Genomic DNA, 14480 nt, shown 5'->3' on the forward strand with positions numbered 1-14480 from the left:
GGGAATGAACGGTATGTTGATTACTAAGGGAGATACCCTCATCCAATTGGGAATCGTGCTTTTCGCAATGGCGATCGGTGGCCTAGTGGGTGCCTCTTTAGAACGTGCCAGAGAACGTACCAGAGAACGTGCTAGGCAGAAAAAACAGGAACTTCGCGATCGCCTTCCCGTGGATGCAGCGGATCTCCACCCAGTAGCCGATCTCCACCAGGTAGAAGTAGCCCAAAAAGACTCTAAGGCATTTCTTAACCAGATTATTAATGTCATCTCAGACACCATCTTTGTGAAGGATGAGCAGTTTCGATTCGTTCTAGTCAATCAAGCCGTCTGTGATTTAGTGGGTATTTCTCAGGAAGCCTTTCTGGGTCGATTCGACTATGACTTCTTTCCGAAAGAACAAGCCGATCATTTCCGGCAGAAGGATCAGCTTGTTTTTCAAACGGGGTTAGAAGATGTGACGGAAGAACCGCTGACAGCCCCAAATGGTGATACTCACTGGTTGTTGACGAAAAAGGCGTGCTTCCAAACCGATCGCGGGCAAAAATTTTTAGTTGGATCAAGCCGAGATATTACAACACTCAAACAGGCAGAAGTTGCCCTGCAACAGCAAGCCCTCCAAGAGCAGTCATTTAGCCGGGTGATCCAAACCATTCGCAACTCTCTGGATCTGGAAACCATCTTTTCAACCGCAACCCGCGAGTTTGCCGAACTGTTGCAGTTGGATTTGGTTGGCATTCTCCAAGCTTTTCCAGAGCGCCGTTGCTCAATCCCGATCGCAGAACATATTCGCAAACCCGATGCCCTCTCACTTCTGGGAGTCGAGATTCCAGATGAGAATAATCCGATTGCTCAGCGGTTAAAGCAGCGAGAAATTGTCTTGATTGAGGATATGCACGCCCTGACCGATCCGGTGAACCAAGCGATCGCTCAACTCCGCGATCCCGTTGTGCGGTTAATGGTGCCCTTGGAAGTGAATGGCACCGTCTGGGGATGTTTGATTGGGATCAAGTCTCCGTTGCCAGCTACTTTTACCAAGGATGAAATTCATCTGGCAAGTCGGGTTGCCGATCAATTGGCGATCGCCATTCAGCAAGCAAATCTCTATCAACAGGCACAACGAGAACTGACTGAACGTAAACGCATCGAAGCAGAACTCGGTGCGCGAGAAGCCGTGCTACGAGAACTCTATCAGGTAACCTCAGACCGACATCTCAACTTTCAGCAAAAACTCCGGCAATTACTGGCGGTCGGCTGCCGCTACTTTCAGCTTGACAATGGGATGATGGCAGTTGTGGAAGCGGATATCTGTCGGGCGATCGCCACCCAATCGCCACTGCCAGACTGGGTTGAGGGTTTGGTCTACGATGTCAACGAAGCCTTTTGTGGCGAGGCTCTGCAAATGGAAGCACCCTTTAGTATTCAGCATGTGGGCGCGACCGAGTGGCGCAATCATTCCAGCTATGTCCGCTTTGGCACCGAAACCTACCTGGGTACAAAAGTTCAAGTTAAAAATACAGTCCATGCCATTCTCTGCTTTACCAGTATCACTCCCTGTTCCCGCTTGATCCAGCCAGCCGATCAGGAAATCATTAAGCTGATGGCGCAGTGGATTGGCGGCGAAATTGAACGACAGCAAGGGGAAGCCGCCTTACAGCAGCTTAATCAGGAGCTAGAACAACGAGTGCAGGAGCGCACCGCCGCCCTACAAAAAAGCCGAGATCTGTTTGAAGCCGTGTTTCAAGAATCGGCAGATGCGATTTTTCTGGTTGATCCAGTCTCCTTATTGATTGTGGATTGTAACCAGCGAGCGATCGAACTATTTGAAGCCGATCACAACCAGAATTTGGTTGGCATTCAAGGGCACAGTCTGCACAAAATCCCTTTTACAGACGCAGAACTGGCTGCGGCGCGCCAAGAATTTAAGCTAAACGGAGTCTGGAGTCAAGAAATTGAGTACTGCACCCTGAAGGGGCGCTACTTTTGGGGCAATCTTGCGTCTAAGCAGATTCAGGTGGCAGAACGGCAAATGAATCTAGTGCGTATAACCGATATTAGCGATCGCAAACGGGTAGAAGCCGAACGCAAACAAACAGAAGCCGCGCTTCAAGTTAGCGAAAACCGCCTCCGCACCTTGATTGAAGATCTTCAGGTGGGAGTTGTCGTCTTCAATGCAACCCTGACACCGCTGCTGTTTAACTCAAAACTTTTGGAATTAATGGAAGTGACAGCCGACGAAATGCAGCACAGCACACTGCTTGCGCCCCGCTGGGATATCGTGCGGGAAGATGGTTCGCCCATGCCAATTGCTGAGTATCCAATGCTAGTGGCAGTTAAAACCTGTCAGCCCGTGCTGAATGTTGTTCTCGGAGTCTATCGACCGATTTCGCAAGATAGAGTTTGGTTATTGGTCACAGCAGCCCCCCAGCTAGATGAAACTGGCGAAGTGAAACAGGTGATTACTACAGCAAGTGACATTAGCGATCGCAAACGCGCCGAGCAAGCCCTACGCCAATTTGCCGGACGGGAACATTTGTTGAGAACCGTCACAGAACAAATTTATCAATCCCTCGATTTAGACAGCATTTTGACCTCAACGGTGACTGAAGTCCGCCAAATGCTTCAAGTAGACCGCACCCTAATTTTTCACCTAACTTCAGATTCATCGGGTGTGGTGTTAAAAGAATCCGTGCTGCCAGAGTATCCAACCACCGCAGCCATGCGTTGGGAAGATGAGTGTTTTCCGCCGGACTGCCACTTCTACTATCAACAGGGCAAACCTCGTGTTGTTCCAAATGTAGCAACGGATGAATGGGCATCGTGCCTGGTGGAGTTTATGCAAGAAGCGAGGGTAAAGTCCAAAGTGGTTGCCCCGATTGTTCTGAGTATTGAGGATACCTTGCCTCACCTTTGGGGCATTCTCGTGGTACACAGTTGCTCCCATTATCGTCAGTGGGAACCGGCGGAAGTGGCATTATTGCAGCAAGTCGCCAATCAACTGGCGATCGCCATTCAGCAATCGACGCTGTATCAGCAACTTCAGACTGAACTGACGGAACGCCGACAAATTGAAACGCAACTGCGGGCATCGCTGCAAGAAAAAGAAATCTTGCTCAAAGAAGTTCACCACCGGGTTAAAAACAATCTGCAAGTGATCTCCTCCGTGCTGTGGCTCCAGGCTAAAGCAACTCAGCATTCAACCGTTTTTAAGGCTCTAGCAGATACTCGCACTCGCCTCCAGGCAATGGCACTGATTCACGAAACACTCTATGAATCTACCAATCTAGAGCAGTTGAACTTTGATGACTATATTCAACGGTTAGCAACCACCATTTTGGCAGCCAATAACACTCATTCCAACTCAATTCGGTTGGTCTATCAGCTACAACCCATTGTCCTCAATCTAGAAACAGCCATTCCCTGTGGTTTATTGCTCAACGAGTTGATGACCAACGCCGTCAAACACGCCTTTCCAGATGAGCGATCCGGGGAAGTTTGCATCACGCTCAAAGAACAAGTCGCTTTACAGGCTGGACTAACGCTTTCAGATTCCCCAGATTTAACCGTCCGTCAATCATCCCAGCCGACTCGATATATTCTGATCGTTCAAGACAATGGGGTTGGCATTCCTGCCCATGTAGACCTCAAAAAACTCAACTCTCTAGGGCTTAAGATTACTTATGATTTGGCTCTACAACTGCGGGGAACTCTAGAACTAGATTCTACCAATGGTACCCGGTTTCAATTAACCTTTTCAGCCTTGGATTACCGTAAGCGGCTTTAGCTTGAAGATAAATAACGGATTTCTAAAGTTATTCAAAGTCTATGATGACTTTAAAGTTACGCTGTCAGAGGCTCCCAGCCTGAGTCGTTGAGCAAAAGTGGACTCAAAAAATAAACTCAATGAGTATGAAGGGCAACTAGCAATATGGTGGGTGCGAAGGTTTTGATTGTTGAGGATGAAATCCTCGTTGCGCGTGAGATTGAAGGGTGTTTGCAAGAGTTAGGGTACAGTGTCGTTGGGATTGCGGCGGATGCAGAAGTGGCGCTGCAACGACTTGCCGAAACTCAACCTGATTTAGCCTTGATTGATATTGTGATTCAGGGAGAAGAGGATGGGATCGCTTTAGCCAATCAAGTGCGCGATCGCTATAAAATTCCGATCATTTATCTCACCGCCTATGTCGATGATCAAACCCTATCACGGGCAAAACTAACCCGTCCTTTGGGATATGTCCTCAAACCCTTTAACAAAAATGATCTGCGCGTGGCGATCGAAATTGCGCTAGCTCGTCATCAAATAGAGCTAGAAGAAAAAAGCGCCATCCTTGCGTTGATGGAGCGATACCCCAACGAGACCATGCAACCCACTACAGATGACCCTACGTCTCAGTCATTTGAGTATCTTTCTATCCTTTCTCATGAACTCCGCAATCCAATTTCAGTCATCCAAATCGCCACCACGATGCTGAAAGACCATAGCAGCCAAATAGATGAAGCAAAAAAGCAGCAGTTGCTTCACCAGATTCAAGCGTCTACCACCAGCATGAATCAACTGATCGAAGATGTCTTAACTTTAGGACACACCGAACATCACGCCACCCCCTTTCACCCTGAAATGAGTGACATTGTTGAGTTTTGCCAAATGCTGCTAGAACCCTTTCAGTGGGATAGGGACAAACAACACAACATCACCTTTACCTATCAGCCAGCCAGCATTAGTGCCTGTATTGACAAAAAGCTTCTCTGGTACGCTGTCAGCAACCTCCTGGGAAATGCAATTAAGTACTCACCCGCTGAGGCTACTGTTACTCTGCGAGTATCCTCGACCAATGAAGAAATTTGTTTTGAGGTGCAAGATCAAGGAATTGGGATTCCCCCGGATGACTTAGAGCATTTATTTAAGCCATTTCATCGCGGCAGTAATGTCGGCAAGCTGCCAGGGACGGGACTAGGCTTGGCGATTGTTAAACGCATCGTGGAACTGCATGATGGAATCGTCGATGTGGTGAGCCAAGCGGGTTGTGGCACGACCTTTAGCATGAAACTACCGCTCTAACAAATCTCATGACTCCATGAAATCCGTATTTGAGTGACGTACAATCGCCATTTTTCAAAAAGGAGATGACGCTTAGCCTAAAGCAACGCAAAATTGAAAACGTAAACTGAGCAGCGTGGATAGTAATTATGACAATCTTGCTAGCAGGGGATGTTGGCGGCACAAAAACGATATTGCGTTTGGTGCAAGCTGAGCAAACAGAGTCCGCAAGATTGCCTTCCTTAAAAACGCTTTACGAACAAACCTATCCTAGCCGCGACTTCCCAGACTTGGTGCCGATGGTGCGGCTGTTTATGGGCAAAGCAAAGGATGCGATCGGTGAAGAGTTACTGCCGGAACGCGCCTGTTTTGGCATTGCGGGACCAGTTGTTCACGATACCTCCAAGCTGACGAATTTAGGCTGGGTTTTACAGGCAGAAGATTTGCAGCGAAGTTTGCACATTCCCCAGGTGAAGCTGATCAACGATTTTGCCGCGATCGGCTATGGCGTGTTGGCGTTGCCGCCGGAAGATATCTGCACCCTGAGATCGGGGTCGCCTGATCCGACGGGGGCGATCGCCATCATTGGAGCCGGAACGGGTCTGGGGCAGGGCTATGTCATCCCGCATCGGGGCGGCTATCGGGTATTTGCGACTGAAGGTGGACACACGGATTTTGCCCCCCGCTCCGAACTGGAATATCAGCTTTTGCGCTTTCTCAAAGAGCGATACGACGTGGGGCGCGTGTCGGTGGAACGGGTCGTGTCGGGTATGGGCATTGAGTCAATCTATCTATTTATGCAAAGCCGAGGCATTGCGGAAGACTCTCCAGAAATGGCTGAAATTTTCCAGACTTGGCAACAGGAGACTGGCAAAGAAGAGAAAACAGTCGATTTACCTTCCGCAATTTCTCGATATGCTCAAAATAACCGGGACTACTTGTGTCAAGAAACAATGAATTTGTTTGTGCGGGCTTATGGAGCCGAAGCCGGTAATCTTGCCCTGAAAATATTGCCCTATGGTGGGCTTTATATTGCAGGCGGTATTGCTGCCAAAAACCTATCCTTTATGCAGCGGGGCGATTTTTTAGAAGCGTTTGATGATAAGGGACGGGTCAGTAAAGCGATCGCACAAATTCCCGTGCATGTGGTGCTAAATCCCCGCGTGGGGCTGCTTGGCTCAGCGCTTTGTGCTGCCCAACTACAAAACGAACCCAACGAATAGATGTATCGTAGAACATAACAATAATCCAAGAAACTTCGCACAATAGATTTAGGCAAGCGAAGTAGAACAGTGGGCTGATTTGTCAAACACGTTGAAACAATGCGGTAGCGTCATTATGGTTGCAAGTGTAAGTAAAGAGATGGACACTCAAGCACTCTGGAAACGTTACGAAGAGTGGCTCTATTACAACGAGGGGTTGGGGCTGTATGTGGATATTAGCCGGATACAATTCCCAGACTCGTTTGTAGAGTCGCTGAACCCTAAATTTGAGCAGGCATTTCAAGCGATGGCGGCGTTGGAAGGGGGCGCGATCGCTAACCCCGACGAAAACCGCATGGTGGGTCATTATTGGCTGCGTGATCCCGATCTTGCCCCGATGTCACTGGGTCAGGAAATTACCGACACTCTCAAGCGGATTGAATCTTTTGCCCAGAGCGTTCACGCAGGTGAAATTGTTCCGCCCGAAGCCACCCACTTTACCGATATTCTGTCCATTGGCATTGGCGGCTCTGCCTTAGGACCGCAGTTTGTGGGGGAGGCGCTGTCGCCGCTGGATTCTCCCATGCCGATTCACTTCATTGATAACACTGATCCCGCTGGGATTGATCGGGTATTGGGTAAACTGGGCGATCGCCTGAAAAGCACCTTGGTCATCGTCACCAGCAAATCTGGCGGCACCCCCGAAACCCGAAACGGCATGTTAGAAGTCAAACGCGCCTACGAATTGCAAAACTTGAACTTCCCCAAACATGCCGTTGCCATCACCATGCAGGGCAGTAAGCTGGATGAATTGGGCGGGTTGGAAGGCTGGGTGGCTGAGTTTCCTATGTTTGATTGGGTGGGAGGGCGCACGTCTCAATTTTCGGCGGTGGGTCTGCTGGCAGCGTGTTTGCAAGGCATTGACGTGCGCGCTATCTTGCAGGGAGCCAAAGATATGGACAGTGCCACCCGCATTCCCGACCTGAAGCAAAATCCCGCCGCCTTACTCGCTCTCGCTTGGTACTATGCCGGAAATGGCAAGGGTGAAAAAGATATGGTGATCTTGCCCTACAAGGACAGCTTGCTTTTGTTCTCGCGCTATCTTCAGCAATTGGTCATGGAGTCCTTGGGCAAGGAAACGGATTTGGGTGGCAAGGTCGTTAACCAGGGAATCGCGGTGTATGGCAATAAAGGCTCTACCGACCAACACGCTTACGTTCAGCAGCTACGGGAAGGAGTTCCCAACTTTTTTGCCACCTTCATTGAAGTGCTGAAAGACCGTGAAGGAGACTCTATGGAAGTAGAGCCGGGAGTCACATCGGGCGATTATCTCTCTGGGTTACTGCAAGGCACCCGCCGCGCTTTATACGACAACCTACGCGGTTCGATTACTATCACTATTTCCGAAGTGACACCTTACACCGTGGGCATGTTGATTGCGCTCTATGAACGGGCGGTCGGGCTGTATGCGTCCCTAGTGAATGTCAATGCCTATCATCAGCCGGGAGTTGAAGCCGGCAAAAAAGCCGCCGCTTCGGTGCTGGATTTGCAAGCACGGGCGATCGCCGCCCTCAAGGATGCAAATCAGCCGATTTCCTTAACTGAGGTAGCGGCTAAGGCAGGCGCATCCGATGAGATCGAAACGATCTACAAAATTCTGCGGCACCTCGAGGCAAACGATCGCGGCGTTCAACTACAGGGCGATCGCGCTAAGCCTTCTAGCCTCACCGTTTCTGCTAATTAGGGTGTTAAAAAACTGCCAAGGATGGGCGATCGCTTATCCTTGGCAATTATCGCAATGACCACAGCGGAAGGCTTGAGCTTCGTGGGTGAATCCAAAAGCGTTGAGCAGAAACTGCCAGCGACACGCTTTTGTGTGCAGATAGTCCGTCATTTGCTGAGCGGCAGTGATATTGGACTGGCTAAATTTCGGCGATTTTGCTCCGGGCTGAAGCGCATAGTGAAAGGGATCAGTCCACTTTAAGCAGCCTATTTGATGGAGTAGGGAAAGGGCGATCGCACTTCCGGGAAACTGTTTGCTGATAGCGCTGACTTCACCTTGCAACGGCAAGTTGCCAACGAGTGCTTGGGCGGTGCGATAGTGCTTTTGGGTTTGGGTTTCAAAAAATTGTCGGCGCTGTTTGTCTTGGGGATCAAGCCATCCGGTCGGTTCGCTGATCAGGGTGAGGGCATGGGCGAGGTTGCCATCTCGTCCGGCGCGTCCCACTTCCTGCACATATTCAGACAGCAGCAGCGGCGCATGGAAATGCACAATCCAGCCCACGTCGGGCTTATTAATGCCCATGCCAAACGCGCTTGTACAGATGACAAATTGCAAGGTGTTGGCGATCCAATCTTGCTCAATTTGGCGACGATCGCCTGCATACAGTCCGGCATGATAGGCGGCTGTGGAAAATCCTTGTTGGGTCAGCCATTCCGCCAGTTCTTCACCGTCTCGCCGCGATCTCACATACACCAAGCCCGACTGTTGGGGGTGCGCTTGGATGAACTGGAGTAGGCGCGATCGTCGTTGGCGCGGTGTCCATACAACTTGTACCATGAGGCTGAGATTGGCACGATAGGGATTGTGGCGAAAAAATTCGGGTTGGTTGAGTTGCAAAACCCGCTGAATCGTTTGCTGAGCAACAGGATCAGCCGTAGCGGTAAACGCAGCGATGGCAATTCGGCTACCCGCTGGTTTAGTTTGCACCAACGCTGAACGCACCGCTCCCAAGCGATAATATGCCGGACGAAACGTATCGCCCCACTGCACCAAACAATGAGCTTCATCTAAAATTAGCCGATTAATTTTCAACTCTGGTTTGCACAATCGTTCCCAAACTGGCGGACTCAGCAAGGTTTCGGGAGACAGGTAAAGTAAGCGCAACCGCTGATGCTCCAAAGCCCAAAGAGTTTGTCTGGAGAGCGATCGCGCCAGTTCACTATGCAACAGCGCCACAGATTGTTGAAAGCGGCGATCGCGCTGATGCAATTCCTGGACTTGATTCTCCATCAATGCCACGAGTGGCGATACGACCAGCGTTAGACCGGACTGCATCAACGCCGGAAGCTGAAAGCAAACTGATTTGCCACCGCCCGTAGGCAAAATAATCAGCGCATCGCGAGTTTGCAACAAACAGTTAACAATTTCTCCTTGGGGAGGACGAAAGCTGGAATATCCCCAAATTTGCTGAAGCGTCGCTTGAATGGTTGTCTGGTTAACTGGCTGACTAGAGCGTTTGATCGGTTGAATGGTCATAGTCGTGAGGCACCCTGGATTAACTTCAGAGTTCCCCCCCAAGCCAACAAACTCAACAGAAGAATAATCCAGATTCGGTGCAAACAGCTTGCAAGCGCTGATCCCAAGGATCGTTGGGCAAAGTGGGCAGGTAGGCAAAGTCGAACACAATGCCAATGGTAGGTTTTTGATTCCAGGGAGGGCTGCTAAATAGGCGATCGTAAAAACCACCGCCGTACCCTAAACGATGCCCTTGGCGATCGCAAGCAACCGCAGGCACCAAAATTAAATCTACTAAATCGAGTTGAATCATGGGCGAATCAGCATGGGGTTCTAAAATGCCAAACGCCCCTTTTTGTAAAGGCAAGGAATTATTAGATGACCACTCATGCCAAGACAGTTCAGCATCTACACAGCGGGGAAATCCCCAAGTTTTAGGCAGTGCAAATAATGAACTCAAATCGGGTTCTTGACGAATGCTAAAGTATGCCAAAACCAGATTTGCATTGACAAATAACTGCGATGCTTTTAGATGTTCACAAAGTTGCAAACTTTGACGCTGGTAAGTTTCTATTGATAATGATTGACGAGTTTTAAGTAGCGATCGCCGCAGTTCTTTCTTATCCACGATTCAGGTTCCAGGTTTCGGGTTTTTGATTTTTTGCTGACTCCTGACCCCTGACACCTACTTATCTTTAACGGCTTGTACCGCAGTTCTCAAATTTCCCTGATGCTGACTGAGCAAGCGATCGCCTGCGTCCTTTTCCAATCCTGTCCAGTGCATCAACAAAGCAAGCTTGACATTGCGATCGCTGCGTTCTAGCAAAAAACCTGCGTTTTCACGGGTGAGGTCAGTGAGGTCGCAAAGAATGCGGAGGGCGCGATCGTGGAGTTTGGTGTTCGTCACCGCTACATCCACCATGCGATTTCCATACACTTTGCCCAATTGCACCATCGTCCCAGTGGAAATAATATTTAGGGCAAGTTTGGTGACGGTGCCGGCTTTGAGGCGGGTGGAGCCTGCAAGAATTTCGGCTCCCACCAACAAGCGAATATCAATATCAACCTCGGCAGGCACTTGAGCGGTGGGAACACAAGCAATGAAAACCGTCGTAGCGCCTCGCTGTCGGGCAGCTTGCAATGCGCCGTGAACATAGGGAGTGGTGCCACCTGCGGTAATGCCAATGACGATATCCTGAGAAGTGATCTGATGGTGGGCGATCGCGCTTGCCCCATCTTCTGGGCGGTCTTCCAATCCTTCAGAACTGCGAACCAATGCACCCGCGCCGCCTGCAATAATCCCCTGCACTTGCTCCGGTGAAGTACAAAAAGTAGGCGGACATTCTGCCGCATCTAATACCCCTAATCGCCCGCTAGTGCCGGCACCAATATAAAATAAACGCCCCCCTTTTCGCAGTGCCGCCGCCGTTCGAGTGATGGTTTCTGCTAACTCTTCACGCGCCTGAGCGATCGCGGCAATAGTTTTTGCATCTTCCTGAACAAATAAATCTACGAGTTCCAATGGTGATCGCTGGTCTAAATTGTCGCTATTTGGGTTTGCCTGCTCCGTCAACAGATAACCGCGCTCCTGCAAATCCTTCATGCGATCGTCCTAATACTTTTGTACTGCTTACAGCAATCCTTCCAACTGTCGCCGAATCTGTTCCAAAGCATCTTGAGGTATGGTGCTATCGGACTCATCTAAGTTGTCTTGACTCTCAACGGGATGACGGTTAATTTGCCACTCAGCGTCGTCCACATTTGTTTCGGGGGGCGCGAGGAGGAGCCGTTCTGCGTCAGATTGGGGCACAAATCCTCTGGGGACAATTTGACATTGGTAGCTAGAACTCTGGCAAAATTCCTCAATTTCTTCTTGGTCAAACGCTTCCACGGTTGGAACTGGAAAGTCTTGTGCTTCTAGCAATAGCGCATAGCGAGTTGCATCATCTTCCTCCTCAAACATCAATACAACATTATGCTCACCCATTTGTAGGCTATGCAGACCTTCATTATTGGTTCCTGCATTAAACAACAATATAAATACACGCATAATTTTAGTAATTTTCAAAGTAGCACTCTCCAATTTTACTGGAGATTTACACCCGCACTAAAATCTATCAGCCGTTAGGGTTGTCGCTCTATTCAACTAAGCGGTATCCAACACGTATGATTAGTTTTGAGCTATGGAGCATAGCTGAATCTAAACAGGAGAATTAATGATGCGTTTGCCACCCTCTGCTCAGCCATCACCTAACCTATGGCAAACCTTAAATAATTCTGCTTTGCTGCGCTACCTTTTGCTCTTTGGCTGTGGTTGGGTGACCGTTTTACTCATTAACTATTTCTATAGCACGATCGCACTTTTCACCGTCGCAGGCATCTTCGCTGCACTATTGAACTATCCAGTGGTTTGGCTATCGCGTTATTTGCCCAGAGGAATCGCGATCGCAGTTGTTTTTCTTGGAGCAGTCGCATTATTGCTGGGAATGACGACCTTAGTCGGGCTAGAAGTGCTGAACCAAGGGCAAAGCTTGTTAGTGAATCTTAGGGAAGGTTTAAATCAGAAGAGCTTGTTGCCGTTCCGCAGTTTCCTGGATCAACTCGACCTTAGCAAAATTGTTGGCACACTTCAAACTGGTTTGGCTTCCGGTTTGGGCTTGGTGCAAGGTCTGTTTTCCAGTGTCTTCGTGGGGATTTTTGGGGCAGTCATCAGTTTGTATATGCTGATTGATGGGGATAAGTTATGGCATTTAGCTCTTCAGCTAGTGCCAATCGGTTCGCGCGATCGCTTTGCCCAAACGTTCCGCCAAAGCTTTCTCGGTTTCTTGCGCGGACAACTATTGTTAATGCTGTTTCTTGCGATCGTCAGTTTTGCGATTTTCTCGATTTTGGGCGTTAAGTATTCCCTGATTTTGGCAGTAATTATTGGGGTGCTAGATGCCATCCCTGGAATTGGAGCAACCCTTGGAGTGCTAGTCATTAGCCTATTAGTTTTTGCGTCTCAAGGCGGTGAAATGGCGTTGAAAGTGGTGATTGCGTGTATGGTGCTTCAACAAGTTCAGGATAACTTTGTGCATCCTAAAGTCATGGGAGAAGCGCTGGAATTGAACCCAGTTCTCTTATTTCTGGCGCTGTTTATTGGCGAACGGGTTGCTGGATTGTTGGGAGTTTTTCTATCCATTCCGATCGCAGGCATGATTGCCGCCTGGATACGAGCAGCGCAGGAAGACCCAACGCCCTCATTAGCAGCAGATTTATCCATTGTTGATCCGCGATCAGAACAATCTGGATGAATGTGATTCCTGTGCTTGCTCCACTTGGCAGTGTCTATTTCGTTAAAGGATCTCAGTCTATGTTCGATTTTCTCAACCTTGAAACAGTGAACTCCACTCCCCAACAGATTGCCCGATCGCTGCGATCGCTCGGCTGGATTGGCTTTTGTCTCCAAGCTCTGCTGGGGTTTATTCCAATTTTTGTAGTGGTAACTACAGTGTTGTTTAGCCCTACGCAGCGGCAGATGGGGTTTTCTTTGGGGCTATGGCTGGCGATCGCCTGTTTGATCATTTTGCTCTTCAGCATCTATTGGTGTTTTCGCTATACCCAACTCGCTAATAAAATCGAGATTCGAGATCTGCGACCCGCCAAATCTCAGGTAATCCACGATCTGCGGTTAGGACTGGTTGCCAACCTCAGCATTATGGCGATCGCCGTCACAATTGCTTTATCACGAGTGGGAGAATTGACCTTCAGAATGATGACGTTACCGCAAGGGGCAACAGTGATTGCTCCCCAACAAGCGGGAACAGTGATGGCACCGGGAGCCTTGATCACACCGTCTAACATCATCGCCATTCAAGCCATGGTATGTGCGATCGCCGCTGGATTAGTAGGCGTAATTGTGTCGTTATTGCTCCTCTATCAAGTGGGACAACATCGCAACTCATCTGATTAACCGTTTACTCTAAAAAGAGTGGAAACCGTCAAACCATCAAGGCGGCTAGACAAACTAACTGAATCACTAAGCTTAAATTCAGTTTCTCTTAAACTGACCGGGATAGCTTGGCAAGCTACCAGCCTAATTTCTCTACTCTATGCATTAACCTTCTAGAAAAAGTTTCTAGGCTAGAATAAAGTAAAGAAAGGTTAAGAACCTTAAAAGGCGCTAAGATATTCCCATAAATATATTCATTTTGCTTGTTCAATGCCTTCCTATAATTCATCAGAGTCTGAGTTGCTCAAGTCTTTGCTAGAGCCACTGTTAGAAGATTTTCAATATTGGTTTGGGCGATCGCGCACATTTTTAGAATCCACTGAAATCTCATTCTTAACCGCAGAGCATCAGGCGGACTTGCTGGCTAGAGTTGCTCAAGCTCAGTTAGAAGTCAGTGCAGCCCAGTCTCTATTCAAGGCAATTGGAGGACAGGCTGGTATTGAAACTTCAGTGCTTGCCCCATGGCATCATTTAGTTTCTGAGTGCTGGCAGGTTTTTCATCGCCATCGTCTAGCGGGATCTTCACACTCGATTCAAATAGAGTCTCAGGAATAGGGCAAAATAAATGTATAGACCTAGAGGTCGGTTTTATTCGCAATTCTCCTTAGGTTAGTTAATACATCGTCTTTACAGTTAGAGCCTCTTAGAGTTGAAAAGCGCCATGATATTACACTTTATTTACATTATTGCTTTTACCGTACTGGCTGTTTTGGCGATCGCCAATTTGTTTCGTAATTTGATGACATTAGGGATGGAATCGCAGCGTTCCTATTCACCTGCAAACGCAGCTTTTTATGGGGGATCGCCCTCTGGAAGTACACCCAAGACCGTCCCTCATCCTGAACTGCTGGATGAGTTTGGCAATATTGTCAACGAGCCGCTGCTGGTGATGCGCTCCATTACGGTTGAAGATGCCCGTGAACAGCTAGATGCACTCTATGAAGCGTCTCCCGGCTCTAGCAGTGCAAATCGCGAACCTCGCGAAGAGCTTTAGTGAAGGATAAGACCTGTTCA

The 14480-nt window shown here is 48.9% G+C and carries 12 protein-coding genes; 8 read left to right on the forward strand and 4 right to left on the reverse strand.

Translation table 11 applies throughout. The features are described from left to right. Positions 1-13 precede the first annotated feature (13 nt). From AC1S5B_RS00410 to AC1S5B_RS00425, 4 genes are all read left to right on the forward strand, one after another. Positions 14-3781: a GAF domain-containing protein gene (locus AC1S5B_RS00410; protein ID WP_482033744.1), complete on the forward strand. Its 3768-nt coding sequence runs from the start codon at positions 14-16 to the stop codon at positions 3779-3781. A gap of 144 nt (positions 3782-3925) precedes the next feature. Further along, positions 3926-5056 (forward strand): hybrid sensor histidine kinase/response regulator, encoded by a 1131-nt coding sequence (locus AC1S5B_RS00415; RefSeq protein ID WP_482033745.1) that lies wholly within the window; start codon positions 3926-3928, stop codon positions 5054-5056. A 128-nt stretch (positions 5057-5184) separates the two neighbouring features. Next, positions 5185-6258, forward strand: a complete 1074-nt coding sequence (locus AC1S5B_RS00420; protein WP_482033746.1) for a glucokinase — start codon at positions 5185-5187, stop codon at positions 6256-6258. A 115-nt stretch (positions 6259-6373) separates the two neighbouring features. Beyond that, positions 6374-7981, forward strand: coding sequence for a glucose-6-phosphate isomerase (locus tag AC1S5B_RS00425; RefSeq protein ID WP_482033747.1), 1608 nt, complete (start codon positions 6374-6376; stop codon positions 7979-7981). Between the two features lie 33 nt (positions 7982-8014). Here the strand turns inward: AC1S5B_RS00425 and AC1S5B_RS00430 are convergent, their stop codons facing one another. Genes AC1S5B_RS00430 through AC1S5B_RS00445 form a run of 4 tightly spaced genes read right to left on the reverse strand, consistent with a single transcriptional unit; the run spans position 8015 to position 11525 of the window. After that, on the reverse strand, positions 8015-9496 hold the full coding sequence (locus AC1S5B_RS00430) for a RecQ family ATP-dependent DNA helicase (RefSeq protein WP_482033748.1): 1482 nt from the start codon (positions 9494-9496) through the stop codon (positions 8015-8017). 52 nt (positions 9497-9548) lie between these two features. After that, entirely contained in the window at positions 9549-10103 is a 555-nt protein-coding gene (locus AC1S5B_RS00435; RefSeq protein ID WP_482033749.1) for a 5-formyltetrahydrofolate cyclo-ligase, read from the reverse strand. A 57-nt stretch (positions 10104-10160) separates the two neighbouring features. Beyond that, entirely contained in the window at positions 10161-11078 is a 918-nt protein-coding gene (gene murQ / locus AC1S5B_RS00440) for an N-acetylmuramic acid 6-phosphate etherase (RefSeq protein ID WP_482033750.1), read from the reverse strand. 27 nt (positions 11079-11105) lie between these two features. Further along, positions 11106-11525, reverse strand: a complete 420-nt coding sequence (locus AC1S5B_RS00445; RefSeq protein ID WP_482033751.1) for a DUF3110 domain-containing protein — start codon at positions 11523-11525, stop codon at positions 11106-11108. A gap of 166 nt (positions 11526-11691) precedes the next feature. Here AC1S5B_RS00445 and AC1S5B_RS00450 point away from each other — a divergent pair, with 166 nt between their 5' ends. From AC1S5B_RS00450 to AC1S5B_RS00465, 4 genes are all read left to right on the forward strand, one after another. Next, positions 11692-12768 carry an AI-2E family transporter gene (locus AC1S5B_RS00450; protein WP_482033752.1) on the forward strand — a complete coding sequence of 359 codons (1077 nt, stop codon included), beginning with the start codon at positions 11692-11694 and terminating at the stop codon, positions 12766-12768. Beyond that, positions 12765-13427 carry a DUF3611 family protein gene (locus AC1S5B_RS00455; protein WP_482033753.1) on the forward strand — a complete coding sequence of 221 codons (663 nt, stop codon included), beginning with the start codon at positions 12765-12767 and terminating at the stop codon, positions 13425-13427. The genes AC1S5B_RS00450 and AC1S5B_RS00455 overlap by 4 nt, the downstream gene beginning before the upstream one ends. Before the next feature lie 249 nt (positions 13428-13676). After that, a complete protein-coding gene (locus AC1S5B_RS00460) occupies positions 13677-14021 on the forward strand; it encodes a DUF2605 domain-containing protein (RefSeq protein ID WP_482033754.1) in 345 nt (114 codons plus the stop codon). Positions 14022-14127: 106 nt separating this feature from the next. After that, on the forward strand, positions 14128-14460 hold the full coding sequence (locus AC1S5B_RS00465; protein ID WP_482033755.1) for a DUF2973 domain-containing protein: 333 nt from the start codon (positions 14128-14130) through the stop codon (positions 14458-14460). Positions 14461-14480: the final 20 nt, after the last annotated feature.

Source organism: Leptolyngbya sp. CALU 1928, from assembly GCF_056784215.1.

What these genes read in the sequence shown, in the direction of transcription:
- AC1S5B_RS00410 (WP_482033744.1), top strand. Translation starts at nt 14, where the DNA reads ATGTTGATTACTAAGGGAGATACCCTCATCCAATTGGGAATCGTGCTT.
- AC1S5B_RS00415 (WP_482033745.1), top strand. Translation starts at nt 3,926, where the DNA reads ATGGTGGGTGCGAAGGTTTTGATTGTTGAGGATGAAATCCTCGTTGCG.
- AC1S5B_RS00420 (WP_482033746.1), top strand. Translation starts at nt 5,185, where the DNA reads ATGACAATCTTGCTAGCAGGGGATGTTGGCGGCACAAAAACGATATTG.
- AC1S5B_RS00425 (WP_482033747.1), top strand. Translation starts at nt 6,374, where the DNA reads ATGGTTGCAAGTGTAAGTAAAGAGATGGACACTCAAGCACTCTGGAAA.
- AC1S5B_RS00430 (WP_482033748.1), bottom strand. Translation starts at nt 9,496, where the DNA reads ATGACCATTCAACCGATCAAACGCTCTAGTCAGCCAGTTAACCAGACA.
- murQ (WP_482033750.1), bottom strand. Translation starts at nt 11,078, where the DNA reads ATGAAGGATTTGCAGGAGCGCGGTTATCTGTTGACGGAGCAGGCAAAC.
- AC1S5B_RS00445 (WP_482033751.1), bottom strand. Translation starts at nt 11,525, where the DNA reads ATGCGTGTATTTATATTGTTGTTTAATGCAGGAACCAATAATGAAGGT.
- AC1S5B_RS00450 (WP_482033752.1), top strand. Translation starts at nt 11,692, where the DNA reads ATGATGCGTTTGCCACCCTCTGCTCAGCCATCACCTAACCTATGGCAA.
- AC1S5B_RS00455 (WP_482033753.1), top strand. Translation starts at nt 12,765, where the DNA reads ATGAATGTGATTCCTGTGCTTGCTCCACTTGGCAGTGTCTATTTCGTT.
- AC1S5B_RS00460 (WP_482033754.1), top strand. Translation starts at nt 13,677, where the DNA reads ATGCCTTCCTATAATTCATCAGAGTCTGAGTTGCTCAAGTCTTTGCTA.
- AC1S5B_RS00465 (WP_482033755.1), top strand. Translation starts at nt 14,128, where the DNA reads ATGATATTACACTTTATTTACATTATTGCTTTTACCGTACTGGCTGTT.